We start from the raw sequence: 18,118 nt of genomic DNA on the forward strand, positions 1-18,118 counted from the left end.
TAATGGCCGCCTCGCCTCGCATGGTCAGCAGCGCAGAAAGCACAAGGGCGGCTCGAGGCCGCCCTTGTGTCGCTCCATTGACGGACCGCTTTACTGCAGGCTTTCGCTCAGGATGCGCGGCGTCACGAAGATCAACAGCTCCGCCTTGTCGCTCTGGCGGGAAGTGTTGCGGAACAGGACGCCCAGACCCGGAATATCGCCCAGACCCGGCACCTTGGTGGCGCTGTTCTGCTTGGTGATCTCATAGATGCCACCCAGCACCACCGTCTGACCGTTGTCCACCAGCACCGAGGTGTTGATCTCACGCGTGTCGATCTGCGGCACCTGGCCACTGCCCGGCACGGTGATGAACTGGGCCAGCGCATCCTTCTTCACGTTGATCATCAGGTAGACGCGGCTGTCGGCCGTAATGGTCGGCGTGACCTTCAACTCGAGCACGGCGTCCTTGAACTGCACGGTAGCCGTACCGCTGCCCGCAGCGCCGGTCGAGCTGTTCTGATAGGTGACGTAGCCGATTTCCTGACCCTGGCGGATCACCGCTTCCTGCTGGTTGGCGGTGATGACGCGCGGGCTGGAGATCACTTCGCCACGACCTTCGGTTTGCGCGGCGGACAGTTCCAGATCCAGGGCGTAGTTCGCGCCGAGGATACCCAGGGCAAAACTTCCGCCATTGGTGCTCGAGGGCAGGTTGACGTTGATGCCGCCCGCCGTGCCATCACCATTGCTCTTGCCACCCGTGGAGATCACCTGGCCGCTCGGATTGGTGCGCGCACCCTGCACGCCGAACTTGGCACCCAGCTCGCGGGTGAAGTTATCGGTGGCGATCACGATGCGCGACTCGATCAACACCTGCTGCACCGGCTTGTCCAGCACGGCGATGAGTTCGCGCAGCTCGCGGATCTTCTGCGGGTTGTCGTTGATCAGCAGCGTATTGGTGCGGTCGTCGAACGACACGCTGCCGCGCGAGGAAAGGAAACCACGCGAAGCGTTGGAGGAGCCACCCGAGCCACCCGTACCCTGCATGCTGCCCTGCGTCAGCAGCTTGGCGATGTCCTTGGCCTTGCCATAGCTGATCGGCACGTAGTCGGTCACCAGCTCGGCGTTGTCCTCGGCCTTCATGCGGGCGTCGGCAATGCTCTGCTCGTACTTGGCCAGCTCCTCCTGGGGAGCAATCCACATCACGTTGCCGTTGCGGCGCTTGTCCAGGCTCTTGGCACGCAGCACGACGTCCAGCGCCTGATCCCAGGGCACGTTGACGAGTCGCAGCGTCACGCTGCCGCCGACGGTATCGGAGGCGACCAGGTTAAGTCCCGAGATGTCCGCCAGCAGCTGCAGCGCGGAGCGAACCGGGATGTCCTGGAAGTTGAAGGTCACGCGGCTGCCGTTGTAGGCCGGCTCCTGCCCACGGGCCACCTTGGCATCCGCCTTGGCGTCCTTCTTCTTCGGCGCGACTTCAACGACGTACTGATTGCCGCTCTGGTAGGCGGACGTATCCACCTGACCCTTCACGGCGATTTCCATGTGGACGCCACCGCGGCCACCGGACTTCGTCACGATGGACTGCACCGGCGTGGCGAAGTCGAGCACGTCCAGGCGCTGGGCAAGGTTGGACGGCAGGTTGGCGTGATCGATGTCGACCACGACCTTGTCACCCTGGCGCTTCATGTCGGCATTGGCGCCTGCGGCGCTGAAGTCGATCAGCACGCGGCCTTCGCCGTTGGGGCCGCGGCGGAAGTCGATGTTGGACACCGACGGGCCGTTGGCCAGGGAAGGCAACGCCTTGGACGGATCGATGGTCGCCGCCGTGGTGGTCGTCGACGCTTCGGTGCCGTTGTTGACGGTGAGGACCAGGCTGTTGCCCTCGACGCGTGAGCGATAGGTCGAGTCGCGCACGAGTTCGACGATGACGCGGGTACGCCCACCGGCGGAGACAGCGGATACGCCCGTCGCTGCGCCCTGGCCGATGTCGGTGTGACGCGGCGCGGCGTTGTCCGTATCAGCGAAGTCCACCGCGATGCGCGGGGGATTGCCGGTGGTGAAGATCTTCGGCTCCGGCACCGGACCCTGTGCGAAGTTCAGATGCAGCTCGACGCGGCCTCCCGGCAACGTGTCGTAGCTGATGTCCTTCAGGGTGCTGGTGGCGGCCGCCGCGGCGCTCGACCAGGCGGCGCCCATGGCCAGCAAGCCTGCGACCATGGTTCGGGTAGCTCGGCGCATGACACGGCCCCTGACAGTTTTGATTTGGTTGGTCATTGCATCAGCCCCTGTTTCCTATTTCTCGCCGAGCGCAATGCTGGCGGGACGTTCCATCCAGCCACCATTTCCGTTGGAAACCAGTTCAACCAGGTCAATGTGGTCTTCGCCGATCGCGGTGACCCGACCGTAGTTCTGGCCCATGTATTCGTTGCGGTGGACACGATGGATCACGCCCCCCGGATCCTTCACCAGCACTTCCATGCCTGCGCCGGTACCGACCGTACCGACCATCTTCAGGCTGTCCAGCGCGAACATTTCCAACGGCTCCTTCGAGCGGTTTTCATCCGGGCGCGGGCCATTGTTGGCGTTGTTCTGCTGCAACTCGGCCGTGCTTGGACTGAACGGATCGCGTCGGTCCTGGTCGTTGTACTGGAAGGTCTCGAAAGTCTTGATGACGGGCAGCGGCGGAATCGGCGCCCCCTTCTTGTGCTTTTCCTGGTCGACCCAGTCGCGAAGGTCCGACATGCCGCGGGTACAACCGCCGAGCACGAGCGCGGCAGCGAGCACCAGCACGACACGCATAGCCTGGCCAGGCCTGATGGCAGCCAACTTGCTCATTTCTGCCCCCCTGTCTTGGCCGCCGCCTTGCCCGTCGCCGACTTGGCATTGGCTGCCTTGGCTTCGGCGCTCTCGTCATCTTCCAGGTAGCGATAGGTCTTGACCGTGCCTTGCAGCACGAGCTGCCCACCGCCACCCTTGGCGTCTTTGTTCTTTGGCGTCAGCGACACATCGTGCAGGGTCAGGATGACCACGCGCGGCAGTGACGCCACACCGCTGATGAACGTGCCGAACTGGTGGTAGGTACCCACCATGCGCAGCTGGATCGGCTTCTCGGCGTAGAAGTCCTTCGGCGCCTCCGGCCCCGGCTGGAACAGCTCGGTTTCCAGGCCAGCCGACAGCGCGGTCTGCGAGATGTCCACCAGCAGCTCGGGCATTTCGGTCTTGCTGGGCAGCTGGCGCAAGAGCTGGCGCAACATGTCCTGCATCTCGTCGAGCTGCTGCTGCAGCGCTTCGAGATTCACCGACTTGGCCTGCTTCTGCGAGAACTCCTGCTTGAGCTGCTCTTCCTTGCTGGCGGCCTGTTGCAGAGAGTCCTGCTGGTCACTCACGAAGAAATACCAGCCGGCCAGCATCACGACGGCGAACAGCAGCACCGTGAAGAAGATCTTGATCGACTTGGGCCAGCCACCGATGTTGTTGCGATCGAGGTTCTGCAGGTCGTTGAGGAACTTCATGGCTTGGCTCCTCCGTTACCTGCCGCACTGGTGGGCTTGGCTCCCGTGGTGGCAGCGGCCGTAGTGGCGGCCTTGGCGGGCTGCGCAGCCGGAGCGGGCGCCGGTGTCGACGGGCTTGGGGCCGAACTGGACGGCGCAGGAGCCGCGGATGGAACGACCGGCGTACGCGAGTCGTCGCCACCCTCGGCGTTTTCGTCCTGCTTGGGTCGGCTCAGTGCCACATCCAGGCCAAACACGTACGGCATGCGGCTATCGCCATGCGTGTTCTCGGTTTTGCGCAGATCCGCATGACCCATCCACGGCGAGGATTCGATGTTGCGCATGTATTCGGCCACGCTGGCATTGGACTGCGCCAGGCCGTCCAGCGTCATCGAATCACCCGTCTGCTTGAGGCCACCAAGGCGCGCGCTGGCCGGAATGGTCTTCACCAGCTCATCGAACAGGTGAACCATCTGCGAGCGGTTGGCCTGGAGCTGCTCGATGATCTGCTTGCGGGCCAGCAGGCGTTCGCGGACCTTTTCCAGGTCCTTGATCTTGGCGATGCGTTCGTCGAGCTGCTTGATCTCACCTTGCAGATACGTGTTGCGCTCGTTCTGGTTGTCGATGCGCTGGTCCATCCAGAACACCCACAGCAACAGGACCAGCACCGCAGCCACGAAGGCTGCGCCCAGCTGCATGAAGAACTCGCGCTCGCGCTGCTTGCGGCGCTCGGCGCGCCACGGAAGTAGGTTGATATGTGCCATCAGTCGAAGCTCCTGAGCGCGAGGCCGACGGCGATCATCAGCGCAGGTGCATCCTGTGCCAGCGATTGCGCCTGCACGCGCGGCGACAGCGACATGCGTGCCAGCGGATTGGCCACCACGCACGGTACGCCCAGCTGCTCCTCGAGCATCGGACCGATGCCCTCGATGGAGGCGCATCCGCCGGCCAGCACGACCTGGTCCACCTTGCTGTATTCGCTGCCCGCGAAGAAGAACTGCAGCAGGCGGCTGATCTGCTGGATCAGCGACTCCTTGAACGGCTCCAGCGCCTCGCTCTCATACGATTCGGGCAGGCCGCCCTTGCGCTTTGCGCGACCGGCTTCCTCGTAGGAAAGACCGTAGCGGCGCATGATTTCATCGGTGAGCTGCTTGCCGCCGAACACCTGCTCGCGCGAGTAGATCGTGCGCTGGTTGCGCAGCACCGACAGGGTCGTCATGGTGGCGCCGATGTCGACCACGGCGACCAGTGCGTCGCGACCCACGTTCAACTGGTCGGCGACCATCGCGAAGGCGTTTTCCATGGCGAAGGCTTCGACGTCGATGACCCGTGCGGAGAGTCCGCCGAGATCGAGTGCGGCCACGCGCATGTCGACGTTCTCGGTGCGAGACGCGGCGAGCAGCACATTGTTCATTTCAGGGTTGTCGCGCACCGGACCCAGCACCTCGTAATCGAGGCTCACTTCCTCGATCGGATACGGGATGTACTGGTTGGCTTCGACCTGGATCTGCCCTTCGAGGTCGTCGTCGGACAGTTCACTGGGCATCGGGATGATGCGCGTGATCACGGCCGAGCCCGCCACCGCCGCCGATGCATGCTTGAGCTTGGAGCCCGAGCGCGCCAGCGCGCGCCGGATAGCCTCGCCCACCGCCTCGACTTCGACGATGTTCTTCTCGACCACTGCGTTGGGGGGCAGTGGCTCGACCGCGTAATGTTCCACGCGATAGCGACCGCCGGCCTGGCTGAGCTGCAGCAGCTTGACGGCCGTCGAACTGATGTCGACGCCAACAAGCGGCGGCTTCTTGGGTGTAAAGAGCCCCACGTTTTCCCCCTTGCCCCTGGACGCCCACGCCTGTATCGGCGGGATGCGCGACGGCATTTAATCCAAAAATTAATGTATTGGCAATGGCCTACGAGCTTTTTCTCGACCCATTCGCGTGACGTCATCCACACTTGGGCTATTCAGCCGGATGGCCTGTTTCTTGCTGTGACGCACTCGGTTCATGCCGCAGATACTGCTACATCTATACTCTGAGTTGTTTTGACTCACGTCTCGCTAACACCCAAACCATGCAAATTCTCAAGCGGTTGCTGCGCTGGTTCCTGATCCTGGCTTTCACGGGTTTGCTGCTGGGCGTTGCGGCGGTCGGCGTGGCCTATTGGCTGATTTCCCCCCGTCTCCCCTCGGTCGCCGTTCTCAAGGATTACCACATGCAGGTGCCGTTGCGGGTGCTTTCCGCAGACGGCAAGCTGATCGCGAGCTTTGGTGAGACACGGCGCATCCCTATCGGCATCGGCGAGGTGCCCGAGCGCCTCAAGCACGCTGTGCTTGCCGCCGAGGACGCGAGCTTCTACCAGCACCCGGGCGTGGACTGGCATGGCATCGCCCGCGCCGGCTGGCACGTGGTCACCTCGGGCGGTGACAAGGGCCCGGGCGGCTCCACCATCACCCAGCAGGTGGCCCGAAACTTCTTCCTGAGCCCCGAAAAGCTCTATTCCCGCAAGCTGACCGAGATCTTCATTGCCCTGCGGATGGAGAGCGAGCTGACCAAGGACCAGATCCTGGAGCTCTATCTCAACAAGATGTTCCTGGGCCACCGCTCCTACGGCGTGGCGGCCGCGGCTTCCTACTATTACGGCAAGACGCTTGATCAACTGAGCGTGGCCGAATGCGCCACCCTGGCCTCCACTTTCCAGCTGCCCTCGGTGGTGAACCCCCTCAACAACCCCAGGCGGATGATCGCCCGCCGCAACTGGGTGCTGGGGCAGATGCTGGAAAACCACTACATCAGCAAGGGCGAGTACGACCAGGCCGTCGCCGAAGCGAACAACGCCTCGCCGCATGAGCCGTCGATCGAGGTGGACGCCCCCTACCTGGCCGAAATGGTGCGCCTGCAGGTGCTTGAGCGCCTGGGCAACGATGCCCTCACTGAGGGCTATGTGGTGAAGACCACAGTGCAGAGCGGCCGACAGCAGGCAGCGGTCGATGCCGTGCGCTCGGGCCTGGTCGAGTATGACCACCGCCACGGCTGGCGCGGGCCCGAAGCCCACCAGGAGCTGGGAAGTGACGCCAGCAACGACGATCTCGACCGCGCCCTGGCCGGCTACACAGACATCGCCGGCATGCAGCCGGGCATCGTCACCGGCGTTGCCGGCGGCGAGGCAAGCCTCTACCTGGCCAGCCGCGAGCAGGTGAAGCTGGGCATGGAGCAGATGGCCTGGGCACGGCCCAAGAGCGTGGCCGCCCTGCTCAAGCGTGGCGACATCGTGCGCGTCTCGCGCGATGAAAAGGGCAACTGGCAACTCACTCAGATCCCGGCCGCCCAGAGCGCGCTGGTCTCGATCAGCCCGGAGGATGGCTCGCTCCAGGCCCTGGTCGGCGGCTTCAACTTCCTGCGCAGCAAGTTCAACCGCGCGGTGATGGCTGCCCGCCAGCCCGGTTCGAGCTTCAAGCCCTTCATCTACTCGGCAGCCTTCGAGCGCGGGTTTACGCCCGCCTCGATCGTCAACGACGCTCCGCTCGCCCTGCCCGATCCGTCGCGGCCCGGCGGCTTGTGGACGCCCTCCAACGACGACGACAAGTTCGATGGCCCGATCCGCCTGCGCGAGGCACTCGTGCAGTCGAAGAACCTGGTTTCCGTGCGACTGCTGGGCGCGATTGGCGTGCGCTATGCGCGCGATTACGTCACCCGTTTCGGCTTCAGCCTGGACTCCCTGCCCAGCAACCTGTCGATGGCGCTGGGTACCGCCTCGGTGTCGCCCATGGGCATGGCCCGTGGCTATGCCGTGTTCGCCAATGGCGGCTACCTGGTGACACCGTTCTTCATCAGCGAGATCGATGATCGCGACGGCAAGCCCATCTATCTTGCCAACCCCGTCCGCGCCTGCCGCACATGCGCCGAACGGCTGCTCGACACCCGTCCACCGGGCCCGCCGCCAGCCGGCACCGTAGCCGCACCTGCCAATGCGGTTGCGACCGCGGGCAGCATGGGCGCGCCCGCCGCGCCGGTCAGTGTCGCCGGCGTGGGCGATGCCGTCCTCCCGGCCGACGCGCATGGCGAGGGCGCCCATCCGCCCGTGCTGGCGCCGCAAGTCATCGATCCCCGCAATGATTACCTGATCACCTCGATGATGCTGGACGTGGTCAAGCGCGGCACCGGCGCGGCAGCCATGGCCCTGGGCCGCGACGATCTGGCAGGCAAGACCGGTTCCACCAATGAGCACCGCGATGCCTGGTTCTCCGGCTTCAACGGCAGCCTCGTGACCACCGTCTGGGTCGGCTTCGACGACTTCAGCCCGCTGGGCAAGGGCGAGTTTGGCGCCAAGGCCGCGCTTCCCATATGGATGTCGTACATGGGGGCTGCACTAAAAGATCTCCCGTCGGCTACGCTACCGATGCCGCCGGGCATCTCAACCGTGCAGCTCGACGGCCGGTCCGAAATCATGAAGGTCGAAGATGTAGACCGGATGCGCGAACAGGCCAACCAGCAGCAGGAGGACCAGGACCAGCAACACGCCTACGACATCTTCTGACAGCGGGATCGCTTCGATCCCGACGCCCGCGCCCGCAACGGCGGACGCCCGCAACAGGGAGGAACAGGCATGGCACGTGGCCAGCACCATCGCATTCACGCGCAGGATCGCCTTCAGCGCAATCGCCTTCGCGTCGCCCAGGAAGCGGCACGACTGATGAGCGAACACGGCATCCGCGACTTCCACCACGCCAAGATCAAGGCCGCCGAGCGGCTTGGCATCCTCGATGCGCAGGCATTGCCGCGCAATAATGAGATCGAAGATGCACTGCGCGAGCACCAGCGCATCTTCCACGCCGACTCCCAACCCCAACTTTTGCAGGAACGTCGCGAAGCCGCGGCCGAAGCCATGCGTTTTCTCGAGCATTTCGAGCCACGCCTGGTCGGCGCCGTCCTCGACGGTACCGCCGATGCGCATTCGGCGGTGTGCCTGCATGTCTTCAGCGACACGCCCGAGTCAGTCGTGCTCTTCCTGCAGGAACGCGGCGTTCCCCTCACCCAGCAGACGCGCAAGTTGCGCATCAAGCGCGACGAGCAGAACGAATACCCCGTGCTGCTTTTCGCCGCCGACGGGCTTCCCTTCGACATCACCGTGCTGCCGCACGATTCGCTGCGCCAGCCGCCGCTAGACCGCATCGACGAAAAACCGATGCGCCGTGCATCGCTCGCCGCCGTGGAGGAGTTGCTGGCGACGGCGGAGAACGATGACGAGTTCGAACGAATGCTGTCGTCCGCGTTGCGCTAAGGACATCCACTGCCGAAGCCGTGACCGGAGATGCCGAAAGATTCGACGAGCGGTCATAAAAAAGCCCCGGCCATGTGAACTGCATCCCAGAAGTTGGACACCCGTCCAATCTCTGGGGTGTTTTTCATGGCGAAGTATGACGAGCGATTTAAGCTCAAGGTGGCCCGGGAGGGTGCGCGAGGCACCGCTGGATTGAGGGAGGTGGCTCGCCAATATGGGCTGGATTATTCGATGGTGCGCCGTTGGGTAGACAACTACCGAGAACACGGCGCGGTGGGCCTGGCAAAGAAGCACAGCCGCTACGACGCCTTGTTTAAACAGCGCGTGCTTCAGCGGATACGTGACGAAGGTTTGTCTCGTCGACAAGCGATGACGCTCTTTGGCATCCGCAGCCCGGGAGTCATCGCCGTGTGGCAACGCCAGTATGATCGGGACGGTCCGGACGCGCTGACGCCTGCCTGCGAACGAAGACCATCGATGCCCTCGAAAAAACCCACGATCCCCAAGCCCGACGAGGAGCTCACACGCGAGGAGCTGCTCAAGGAGCTAGCCTATCTGCGTGCGGAGACCGCCTACCTAAAAAAACTCGATGCCTTAATCCAGGAAGAGCAAGCGGCGACGCGCGCCAACAAGCGCAAGCCATTCAAGGATTAAGGCATTCCCATCCGTTGACCCTATTGCTCAGGGCCGCGGAGCTCTCCCGCAGCACGTTCTATTACCAGGTCCAGGCCATGGCCGCGGGCGACAAGCAGGCGGATCTGAAAGCCAGGATCCGCGCCGTCTACGATTGCCATAAAGGGCGGTACGGGTATCGACGAATCACGGCCGCCCTGAGCCAGACGGGCGACGTCATCAATCACAAGGTCGTGCAGCGCCTGATGCGCAAGATGGATCTGAAGTCGCGGGTGCGGGTGAAGAAATATCGGTCCTACCGAGGCGAGCAGGGTGCGGTCGCGCCCAACGAGCTCAAACGGAACTTCCAGGCGGCACGACCCAATCAGAAATGGGTGACCGACGTAACCGAGTTCAAGGTCGACGGGCAAAAGCTGTACTTGTCACCGGTCATGGACCTCTACAACGGCGAGATTGTCGCCTATGAGACCAGCGCCCGCCCCGTGTTCGACATGGTTCGCTCCATGCTCGGCAAGGCCTTCGCCCGCCTGGGTCCGTCGGACGCACCGCTGTTGCACTCCGATCAGGGCTGGCAGTACCAGCAACCTGCCTACCGGCGACTGCTGGCCGGCCGAAACCTGACCCAAAGCATGTCCCGTAAGGGCAACTGTCTGGACAACGCGGCGATGGAGAGCTTCTTCGGCACGCTTAAGGCCGAGTTCTTCCACCTTGATCGTTTCGACAGTATCGAGCAGCTCAAGCGCGGCATCGACCGCTACATCCGCTACTACAATCACCACCGCATCAAGCTCAAACTCAAAGGCCTGAGTCCGGTGCAATACCGGACCCAGGCCTTCGATCCCTAGCTTTCAACTGTCCAACTTTGTGGGGTCAGTTCAATGCCGGGGCTTCTCATTTCGCTGCCGCAAAGCTCAACGCTTGTCGGACGACACGTAGTTACGCACGTCGGCGCCGGTATAGATCTGGCGCGGACGGCCGATGCGCGCTCCCGGGGTTTCGTGCTGCTCGATCCAGTGGGCAATCCAGCCGGCGGTACGGGCGATGGCGAACATCACGGTGAACATCTCGGTCGGGATGCCCAGCGCCTTGTAGATGATGCCCGAGTAGAAGTCGACGTTCGGGTAGAGCTTGCGCTCGACGAAGTAATCGTCCTTCAGCGCCGCCTCTTCCAGCTTCATCGCCACGTCGAGCAGCGGGTCGTTGACACCCAGCTCGTTGAGCACCTTGTGGCACATCTCGCGGATGATCTTCGCGCGCGGATCGAAGTTCTTGTACACGCGATGGCCGAAGCCCATCAGGCGGAAGTTGTCGTTCTTGTCCTTCGCGCGCTTGACGGCGGTCTCGACCTTGTCGGCCGAACCGATCTCTTCGAGCATCTTCAGCACGGCTTCGTTGGCGCCGCCGTGTGCCGGACCCCACAGCGCGGTGATGCCCGCGGCGATGGAGGCATACGGGTTGGCACCGGTGGAACCGACCAGGCGAACCGTCGATGTCGAAGCGTTCTGCTCGTGGTCGGCGTGCAGGATGAACAGCAGGTCCAGCGCCTTGGCGGCCACCGGGCTCATCTCCAGAGGTTCGCTCGGCACTTCGAACATCATGTGCAGGAAGCGATCAACGTACTCAAGGTTGTTGCGCGGATAGCGGAACGGCCAGCCGATGGAATAGCGATAGCAAGCGGCGGCGATGGTCGGCATTTTCGCGATCAGGCGGATCGCGGCAAGCTTGCGGTCATCGGCGTTATCGACATCGATATCGTCGTGATAGAAGGCCGACAGCGAAGCCACCGAGGCGGCCAGCATGGCCATCGGGTGAGCGTCGTGGTGGAAGCCCTTGAAGAAGTCCTTCAGCGACTCATGCATCATCGTGTGATGCGTGATGTCGTGCTCGAACGCAGAGAACTGGTCCTTGGTGGGCAGTTCGCCGTTCAACAGCAGGTACGAGGTCTCGAGGAAGTTGGACTTCTCGGCCAGCTGCTCGATCGGGTAGCCGCGATACAGCAGGACGCCCTGGTCACCGTCGATGTAGGTGATGGCGCTCTTGGTGCTGGCCGTGCTGCCGTAACCCGGGTCGTAGGTGAAGTGGCCCGTGTCCTTGTACAGCGTGCCGATGTCGATGCATGCGGGACCAAGGGTGCCGCTGAGCAGGGGTAGTTCACTGCTGCGGTTGGTCGACTCATCCACCAACTTGACGATCTTGGATTCGGACACGGAAAACCTCCTTCACAAATGGCGTCGCCTGCGTGCCGCAGGGAGCGGCAGCCGGCGATTGAATTTGATGCCGCGCGGGGAAGTCGCGACACCTCGCCACCCATTATCGCATATCGACCCGGCAACATGCCCTAGCGGATGGTCGGATGGCGGACGCAAAAAAACACGGGGCGAGCCAGTGCTCGCCCCGTGTCAACATGCTTGGCTCACGCTCCGCAAGGGACGCGTGACCGCAGGCTGTTCGCGCGATTACTTCTGCGCGTAGCGCTTGCGGAACTTGTCGACGCGACCGCCGGTGTCCAGCGTCTTCTGCTTGCCGGTGTAGAACGGATGGGAATGGCTGGAGATATCCACCTTGATCAGCGGGTACTCGTTGCCGTCTTCCCACTTGACGGTTTCCTTGGTGGAGATCGTCGAGCGCGTAAGGAACGCGAAGTCGGACGACAGATCCTGGAACACCACCTGGCGATAATTGGGATGGGTATCGGGCTTCATGACTGGCTCAAAGCGGTGGGTGAAAAGAGCGGCATTTTAACTACAGAACGCAGCCATTGGCAAGCAGGTCAGCCACTTGGACCCTGAAACCCCTGAAATGAGCGCCTCAGGCACCCAGCGCCCGGCGCACCATCGCGCCGAAGCGCGCCTGATCCACCTCCATCACGATGCGCGCATTGGCCCGCTGGCCGAGGCGGCCGCTCCAATCGACCACCGTGGCGCCCCGGGTCAGCCGCCCATCGAGTTCCACGGCGACATGACGCTCTTCCATGCGCGTCACGATGGAGGCATCGATCGCCACCGCCATCGCCAACGCATCGGCGGCGATGACACCGCGTCGCCCGCGCTTGAGGTTGAACGCACGCGCCGTCCCGAACACCTGCTCGAAGAACGTCGCGCGCTGGTCGCCGGCGGTTAGCCAGACATTGAATTCCGCGTCGTCGAAGGCATGGCGCAACACCACTTCCCAGTCGACCAGGTCGAACATCGGAAACGCCTCGAACACGACATGCGCCGCTTCCGGATCGAACCCGATGTTGAACTCCGCGGGAATCTTGCCGGTGTTGCCCAGGCCGGTCACCGCACCGCCCATGATGACCAGCCGCTTCACGCGCTGTGGCAACGAAGGATCCAGCCGCACGGCGAGCGCCAGGTTCGTCAGTGGCCCCAATGCCACCAGCGTGAGATCCGGCTGCTCGCGCGTAAGCCGCAGGATGGCCTGCACGGCGTGCTCGTCGGCAGCCTGCGCGCTGGGCTCGGCAAAGCCGACATCGCCCAGTCCATCGGCGCCATGCACGTGCACGGCGTCTTCCTCGGGCATGCGTACCAGTGGCGTCGGGCAGCCGGGAAACACCGGCGTCGGCTGGCCGACCAGATCCACCAATGTGCGCGCGTTGCGCACGGTATGCCCCAGGCCCACGTTGCCAGCGGCGATCGTCAGACCATGCACGTCGGCGTGCGCGTGCGCCATCAGGACGGCGAGTGCGTCATCCACGCCGGGGTCGGTATCGATCAGCAACTGGGGCTTGGTCATGGGGCGTCTTTGGCCTTGGGGGCTGGTTAGCTTAGGCGGTTGGGCAGCCGGCGCAAGAGCCGCCGCATGTACACATGCCTCAGGCATGCGCGTAGCGCGCGGCGCCACCAATCCAGCGGGCAATGAGGCGTTCGGCCTGCTGCGGCTGCTGGCCAAGCAGATGCTCGCCCACTTCCTGCACGGCCGGCAGCAGGTGGGCGTCACGTGAGAGGTCGGCGATGCGGAAGCTGAGTTGTCCGGTCTGGCGCGTGCCCAGCACTTCGCCCGGCCCGCGCAATTCCAGATCCTTTTCGGCAATGCGGAAACCGTCGTTGGTTTCGCGCATGACCTGAAGTCGTTCGCGCGCCAGCTGACCAAGCGGCGGCTGATAGAGCAGCACGCAATTGGAGGCGATCGCGCCGCGGCCGACACGGCCGCGCAACTGATGCAATTGCGCCAGCCCGAGGCGCTCGCTGTTCTCGATGATCATGAGGCTGGCGTTGGGCACATCGACGCCCACTTCGATCACGGTGGTCGCGACCAGCACCGACAAACCACCCGCCTTGAACTCATCCATCACCGCCTGCTTTTCCCTGGGCTTCATGCGGCCGTGGATGAGGCCGATGCGGCAATCGGACAATACGGCGGACAACTCCGCATGCGCCACTTCGGCAGCCTGCGCACGCAGTTGTTCCGATTCTTCGATCAGGGTGCACACCCAGTAAGCCTGGCGACCTTCGAGGCAGGCGGCGTGGATGCGCTCGATCACGTCGACTCGTCGCGCGTTGGAGATGGCGATGGTCTGCACGGGCGTGCGGCCAGGCGGCAGTTCATCGATGGCCGAGACGTCGAGGTCGGCGTACGCGCTCATCGCCAGCGTGCGCGGAATCGGCGTGGCGGTGAGCACGAGCTGGTGCGGCACCAATCCACTGTCGCGGTCGGCGCCCTTGTCTCGCAGGGCAAGCCGTTGCTGCACGCCAAAGCGATGCTGCTCATCGACGATCACCAGCCCCAGCCGCGCAAACGCCACGCCCTCCTGCATCAATGCATGCGTACCGATCACCACCTGCGCGCCGGACGCCACGTGTTGCAGCGCCTGTTGCCGCGCCCTGCCCGCTACCTTGCCCGCAAGCCACGCCACTTCGATACCGAGCGGCGTCAGCCAATGGCGGAAGTGATGCAGGTGTTGCTCAGCAAGAAGCTCGGTGGGCGCCATCAGCGCCACCTGGCAACCCGACTCCACCGCAGCCAACGCCGCCAGCGCCGCCACGATCGTCTTGCCGCTGCCCACGTCGCCCTGCACGAGCCGCAACATGGGACGGGGCTGCGCGATGTCACGGGCGATATCGGCGCTGACGCGCTGCTGCGCACCGGTGAGACCGAACGGCAGGCTTTCCAGCAAGCGGGCCCGCAACACGCCAGTGCCTTCCAGGCTGGGCGCATGCCGGCGACGCACGGCGGCACGCAGGCGCTTGAGGCTCAGGTGCTGGGAGAGCAGCTCTTCGAACGCCAACCGCTGCTGCGCAGGATGACGCCCTGCGGTGAGCTGGCCGAGATTGGCGTCCGGTGGCGGGCGATGCACGTAGAGCAACGCTTCGCGCAGGGATGTGAGTCCATGCGCCTCGCACAAGGCAGGAGGAATCAGTTCGAGCTGCGCGTCGGGAGGCAGCAGCGCCAACGCTTTGGCGATCACGCCGGCAAGACGTTTCTGGCCGAGTCCTTCGGTCGTCGGGTACACCGGCGTGAGCAGTTCATCGACCGACGCCTGCTCGTCATCGGCAAGCCGCTGGTATTGCGGATGAACCATCTCCAGGCCTTGCGCGCCCTGGCGCACCTCGCCGTAGCACAGCAGGCGCGTGCCAGGCTGCAACTGGTCGGACTGGCTGCGACGGAAATGGAAGAAGCGCAGCACCAGCGTCTGGCGCGAGTCATCACCGATCGCCACCTTCAGCTGCGGCCGGTAGCGGAAGCCGCGCTCCATCGCCTCCACCACACCCTCCACCTGCGCGCGCTCGCCGGGACGCAGCTCAGCGATGGGCGTGACGCGTGTCTTGTCCTCGTAGCGCAGCGGCAGGTGGAACCACAGGTCCTGCACGCGCTCCAGGCCCAGCTTGCCCAGCACCTGCGCGAGCGCGGGGCCGACGCCGGGCAGCGTGGCCACCGGCGTCGCGCCGGGATCAGCGGGATTGGGATCGGAAGAGCGCGCGCTACGGGACGACATCGGCAAAGCCTAACCGAGCCGACGCTACATGCGCAGCCGGCGACGCTGCGCCGGCTGTCGGTGCGGGCAAACCGGAAGGATCAGTCGAGCACCATGATGGCATCGACTTCCACGTCGGCGAGCTTGGGCAACGCCGACACTTCGATGGTGGAACGCGCCGGGTACGGTGCCTGGAAATACTCGCCCATCACTTCATTGACCGACGCGAAATGACCAAGGTTGGTGACGTAGATGCCCACGCGCACGATCTTGTCCATCGAGCCGCCGGCCGCTTCCACCACGGCCTTGAGGTTGTCGAACACGCGGCGCGTCTGCAACGTGATGTCGCCTTCCACCAATTGCCCGGTCCTCGGATCGAGCGGAATCTGCCCGGAGAAGTACACGGTGTTGCCGGCGCGCACGGCCTGCGAGTAAGGGCCGATCGCGGCGGGAGCCTTGTCGGTGGCGATGATCTGACGGGACATGTGGTGGCCTCGTGGTTGCACAGGCGCACAGTCTAGAGCGAGAAGTGGGTGAGAAAAACCAGGAGTGAGTGGAGAGGAACGAGTAGTGAGAGAAGAGCCAGCACGCTTTCTCTCGTTTCTCACTCCTCTTCACTCACTCCTCGCCCTAAAGCGGATAACGGTACGCGCCGCTGACCACGCCGGTGCGCCGCACGCGACGAATCACTTCGGCCAGATGCTTGCGGTTCTTCACTTCGAGCGCAAAGAGCAGCGTGGCCGCCGCGGCATCGCGCTCGACGTATTCCACGTTCTCGATATTGGAGTTCGCCGCGGCAATGGCGGCCGCCACCGTGGCCAGCACGCCGGGACGGTTGATGACCTCGATGCGCAGCTCGGCGCGGTAGTCGCCCTGCACGTCGCGATCCCATTCGATGGCCACGCAGCGCTCGGGCGACTTGCGCAGCTCCACCACATTGGGGCATTCCACGCGGTGCACCACGATGCCCTTGCCCGAGGACAGGTAACCGATGATCTCGTCGCCCGGCAGCGGGTGACAGCAGTTGCCGAAGCTGAGCACGCCGCGCTCCGCACCGGTGATGCGGATCTTTTCCATCGCGTGCGGCGTCTGCTGCACCTCGGTGGATTTCTTGCCGCGCGCCGCCACCAGCGCACTGGCGACCAGGTGCGGCATGCGGTTGCCCAGGGCTATGTCGGAAAGCAGTTCTTCCAGCCGCTTGAGCTTGGAGGTTTCCAGGAAGCGGTCGAGCACCGCCGGCGGAATCGCGTCCAGGCTCGTGCCCAGCGCATCGAGTGCGCGGTCGAGCATGCGGTGGCCGAAGTCCACCGCGTCCTCGTGCTGCAGGTGCTTGAGGTACTGGCGGATCGCCGTGCGCGCCTTGCCCGTCACCACCGACTCCAGCCAGGCCGGGTTCGGCACCGCCGACGGCGCGGTGATGATCTCCACCAGCTGACCCGATTCCAGGCGCGTGCGCAGCGGCACCAGTTTCTTGTCCACGCGCGCGGCCACCGCGTGGTCGCCCACATCGGTATGCACGGCGTACGCGAAATCCAGCGCCGTCGCATTGCGGGGCAGCGCCAGGATGTCGCCGCGAGGCGTGAACAGATAGACCTCGTCCGGGAACAGGTCGATCTTGACGTTTTCGATGAACTCGGACGACGAAGCGGTGTGCGCCTGGCTGTCAGCCAGCGAGGAAAGCCATTCGCGGGCCCTCGCCTGCGCGCTGTTGGCCGGGCCCGAATCGGTCTTGTAGGCCCAGTGCGCCGCCACGCCGCGTTCGGCCACCGAGTCCATCTCCGCCGTGCGGATCTGCACCTCGATCGGTGCGCCGAAAGGCCCCAGCAGCACGGTGTGCAGCGACTGGTAGCCGTTGGCCTTGGGAATGGCGATGAAATCCTTGAAGCGGCGATCCACCGGTTTGTAGAGGCTGTGCACGGCGCCCAGCGCCATGTAGCAGCTCATCGCCGAATCGACCACCACGCGAAAACCGTAGACGTCCATCAGCTGCGCGAACGTCTTGTGCTCGCTGCGCATCTTCGAATAGATGCTCCACGGCGACTTGATGCGACCCACCACGCGCACGGCGATGTGTTCGGCCGCCAACCGCTGCGACAGGGCCGTCTCGATCTTGCCCATGGCCTCGCGTCGGTTGCCCAGGGCAGCGCGAATGCGTTCGCTGATGACGCGATAACGATCGGGATACAGCGCGCGGAAGCCCAGGTCCTGCAGCTCCGCCTTGAACTTGTTCATGCCCAGCCGCTGCGCGATGGGCGCGTAGATCTCCAGCGTCTCGCGCGCAATGCGGCGGCGCGAGGGGGCATCCTTCGCACCCAGCGTGCGCATGTTGTGCAGGCGATCGGCGAGCTTGATCAGGATGACGCGCAGGTCGCGCGCCATCGCCAGCAGCATCTTGCGAAAGCTTTCCGCGTCCGCTTCCTGCCGGCTGGAAAAACGCATCTTGTCCAGCTTGGTGACGCCGTCGACCAGTTCGGCCACGGTTTCGCCGAATTCGCCCGACAGTTCCGCACGGCTGAGCTCGGTGTCTTCCAGGGTGTCATGCAGGATAGCCGCGATGATGGTCTCGGCATCCAGGCCCAGCTCGGCCAGGATGCCGGCCACCGCCACGGGGTGCGTGATGTAGGGCTCACCGCTCTTGCGGGCCTGGCCCTCATGGGCCACTGCGCCCACCTGGTAGGCGCGTACTACGCGTTCCACCTGCGCCTCGGGCAGGTACGACACGCGCTCCTTGAGGGCCAACACGTACGGGGGCAGCGTCGACGTATCCAGCGAAGAGGAATCCGTGACGGCCGGCATGGATGTACGGTCCCCGCTCAGGCGACCG

At 64.3% G+C, this 18,118-nt stretch carries 14 protein-coding genes; 3 read left to right on the plus strand and 11 right to left on the minus strand.

What is annotated here, in order from left to right; translation table 11 throughout:
• Window positions 1-90: 90 nt before the first annotated feature.
• From pilQ to VFG49_RS09215, 5 genes are read right to left on the minus strand one after another with little or no spacing between them, the layout of a single operon-like run.
• The gene (gene pilQ / locus VFG49_RS09195) at window positions 91-2,217 is read right to left on the minus strand and encodes a type IV pilus secretin PilQ (protein ID WP_324859684.1); all 2,127 of its coding nucleotides are present in this window, start codon (window positions 2,215-2,217) and stop codon (window positions 91-93) included.
• 54 nt (window positions 2,218-2,271) lie between these two features.
• A complete protein-coding gene (locus VFG49_RS09200; RefSeq protein WP_324859686.1) occupies window positions 2,272-2,814 on the minus strand; it encodes a pilus assembly protein PilP in 543 nt (180 codons plus the stop codon).
• On the minus strand, window positions 2,811-3,491 hold the full coding sequence (locus VFG49_RS09205) for a type 4a pilus biogenesis protein PilO (RefSeq protein WP_324859688.1): 681 nt from the start codon (window positions 3,489-3,491) through the stop codon (window positions 2,811-2,813). Before VFG49_RS09205 ends, VFG49_RS09200 begins: the two co-directional genes overlap by 4 nt.
• Window positions 3,488-4,234 carry a PilN domain-containing protein gene (locus VFG49_RS09210; protein ID WP_324859690.1) on the minus strand — a complete coding sequence of 249 codons (747 nt, stop codon included), beginning with the start codon at window positions 4,232-4,234 and terminating at the stop codon, window positions 3,488-3,490. The genes VFG49_RS09205 and VFG49_RS09210 overlap by 4 nt, the downstream gene beginning before the upstream one ends.
• Window positions 4,234-5,292: a pilus assembly protein PilM gene (locus tag VFG49_RS09215; protein WP_324859692.1), complete on the minus strand. Its 1,059-nt coding sequence runs from the start codon at window positions 5,290-5,292 to the stop codon at window positions 4,234-4,236. The genes VFG49_RS09210 and VFG49_RS09215 overlap by 1 nt, the downstream gene beginning before the upstream one ends.
• Before the next feature lie 248 nt (window positions 5,293-5,540).
• Between VFG49_RS09215 and VFG49_RS09220 the strand changes: the two genes are divergently transcribed.
• The 3 genes from VFG49_RS09220 to VFG49_RS09230 all read left to right on the plus strand — a co-directional run bounded on the left by VFG49_RS09220 (window position 5,541) and on the right by VFG49_RS09230 (window position 10,225).
• Window positions 5,541-8,003 carry a penicillin-binding protein 1A gene (locus VFG49_RS09220; RefSeq protein ID WP_324859694.1) on the plus strand — a complete coding sequence of 821 codons (2,463 nt, stop codon included), beginning with the start codon at window positions 5,541-5,543 and terminating at the stop codon, window positions 8,001-8,003.
• A 69-nt stretch (window positions 8,004-8,072) separates the two neighbouring features.
• Entirely contained in the window at window positions 8,073-8,747 is a 675-nt protein-coding gene (locus VFG49_RS09225; protein WP_324859696.1) for a hypothetical protein, read from the plus strand.
• A gap of 126 nt (window positions 8,748-8,873) precedes the next feature.
• Window positions 8,874-10,225, plus strand: a protein-coding gene (locus VFG49_RS09230) for an IS3 family transposase (protein WP_414649093.1) whose coding sequence is annotated in 2 segments (ribosomal slippage) — window positions 8,874-9,333 and window positions 9,333-10,225 — 1,353 coding nt in all. Because the reading frame shifts where the segments join, the coding sequence is not laid out codon by codon here.
• A 66-nt stretch (window positions 10,226-10,291) separates the two neighbouring features.
• Here VFG49_RS09230 and VFG49_RS09235 read toward each other — a convergent pair.
• The 6 genes from VFG49_RS09235 to VFG49_RS09260 form a co-directional block, all read right to left on the minus strand.
• Window positions 10,292-11,587: a citrate synthase gene (locus VFG49_RS09235; protein WP_324859701.1), complete on the minus strand. Its 1,296-nt coding sequence runs from the start codon at window positions 11,585-11,587 to the stop codon at window positions 10,292-10,294.
• 249 nt (window positions 11,588-11,836) lie between these two features.
• The gene (locus VFG49_RS09240; protein ID WP_324859703.1) at window positions 11,837-12,082 is read right to left on the minus strand and encodes a type B 50S ribosomal protein L31; all 246 of its coding nucleotides are present in this window, start codon (window positions 12,080-12,082) and stop codon (window positions 11,837-11,839) included.
• Between the two features lie 106 nt (window positions 12,083-12,188).
• Window positions 12,189-13,115 carry a nucleoside hydrolase gene (locus VFG49_RS09245; RefSeq protein WP_324859704.1) on the minus strand — a complete coding sequence of 309 codons (927 nt, stop codon included), beginning with the start codon at window positions 13,113-13,115 and terminating at the stop codon, window positions 12,189-12,191.
• 79 nt (window positions 13,116-13,194) lie between these two features.
• Window positions 13,195-15,315: an ATP-dependent DNA helicase RecG gene (gene recG / locus VFG49_RS09250; protein ID WP_324859707.1), complete on the minus strand. Its 2,121-nt coding sequence runs from the start codon at window positions 15,313-15,315 to the stop codon at window positions 13,195-13,197.
• Window positions 15,316-15,395: 80 nt separating this feature from the next.
• Window positions 15,396-15,779, minus strand: coding sequence for a RidA family protein (locus tag VFG49_RS09255; protein ID WP_324859709.1), 384 nt, complete (start codon window positions 15,777-15,779; stop codon window positions 15,396-15,398).
• 145 nt (window positions 15,780-15,924) lie between these two features.
• Window positions 15,925-18,090: a bifunctional (p)ppGpp synthetase/guanosine-3',5'-bis(diphosphate) 3'-pyrophosphohydrolase gene (locus VFG49_RS09260; RefSeq protein WP_324859710.1), complete on the minus strand. Its 2,166-nt coding sequence runs from the start codon at window positions 18,088-18,090 to the stop codon at window positions 15,925-15,927.
• Window positions 18,091-18,118: the final 28 nt, after the last annotated feature.

Source organism: Dyella sp. (assembly GCF_035685885.1).
In the GTDB taxonomy this organism is placed as follows: domain Bacteria; phylum Pseudomonadota; class Gammaproteobacteria; order Xanthomonadales; family Rhodanobacteraceae; genus Dyella.

Excerpts from the sequence above, each read along its gene's own strand:
- pilQ (WP_324859684.1), bottom strand. The coding sequence starts at position 2,217 with ATGCGCCGAGCTACCCGAACCATGGTCGCAGGCTTGCTGGCCATGGGC.
- VFG49_RS09200 (WP_324859686.1), bottom strand. The coding sequence starts at position 2,814 with ATGAGCAAGTTGGCTGCCATCAGGCCTGGCCAGGCTATGCGTGTCGTG.
- VFG49_RS09205 (WP_324859688.1), bottom strand. The coding sequence starts at position 3,491 with ATGAAGTTCCTCAACGACCTGCAGAACCTCGATCGCAACAACATCGGT.
- VFG49_RS09210 (WP_324859690.1), bottom strand. The coding sequence starts at position 4,234 with ATGGCACATATCAACCTACTTCCGTGGCGCGCCGAGCGCCGCAAGCAG.
- VFG49_RS09220 (WP_324859694.1), top strand. The coding sequence starts at position 5,541 with ATGCAAATTCTCAAGCGGTTGCTGCGCTGGTTCCTGATCCTGGCTTTC.
- VFG49_RS09225 (WP_324859696.1), top strand. The coding sequence starts at position 8,073 with ATGGCACGTGGCCAGCACCATCGCATTCACGCGCAGGATCGCCTTCAG.
- VFG49_RS09240 (WP_324859703.1), bottom strand. The coding sequence starts at position 12,082 with ATGAAGCCCGATACCCATCCCAATTATCGCCAGGTGGTGTTCCAGGAT.
- VFG49_RS09245 (WP_324859704.1), bottom strand. The coding sequence starts at position 13,115 with ATGACCAAGCCCCAGTTGCTGATCGATACCGACCCCGGCGTGGATGAC.
- recG (WP_324859707.1), bottom strand. The coding sequence starts at position 15,315 with ATGTCGTCCCGTAGCGCGCGCTCTTCCGATCCCAATCCCGCTGATCCC.
- VFG49_RS09255 (WP_324859709.1), bottom strand. The coding sequence starts at position 15,779 with ATGTCCCGTCAGATCATCGCCACCGACAAGGCTCCCGCCGCGATCGGC.
- VFG49_RS09260 (WP_324859710.1), bottom strand. The coding sequence starts at position 18,090 with ATGCCGGCCGTCACGGATTCCTCTTCGCTGGATACGTCGACGCTGCCC.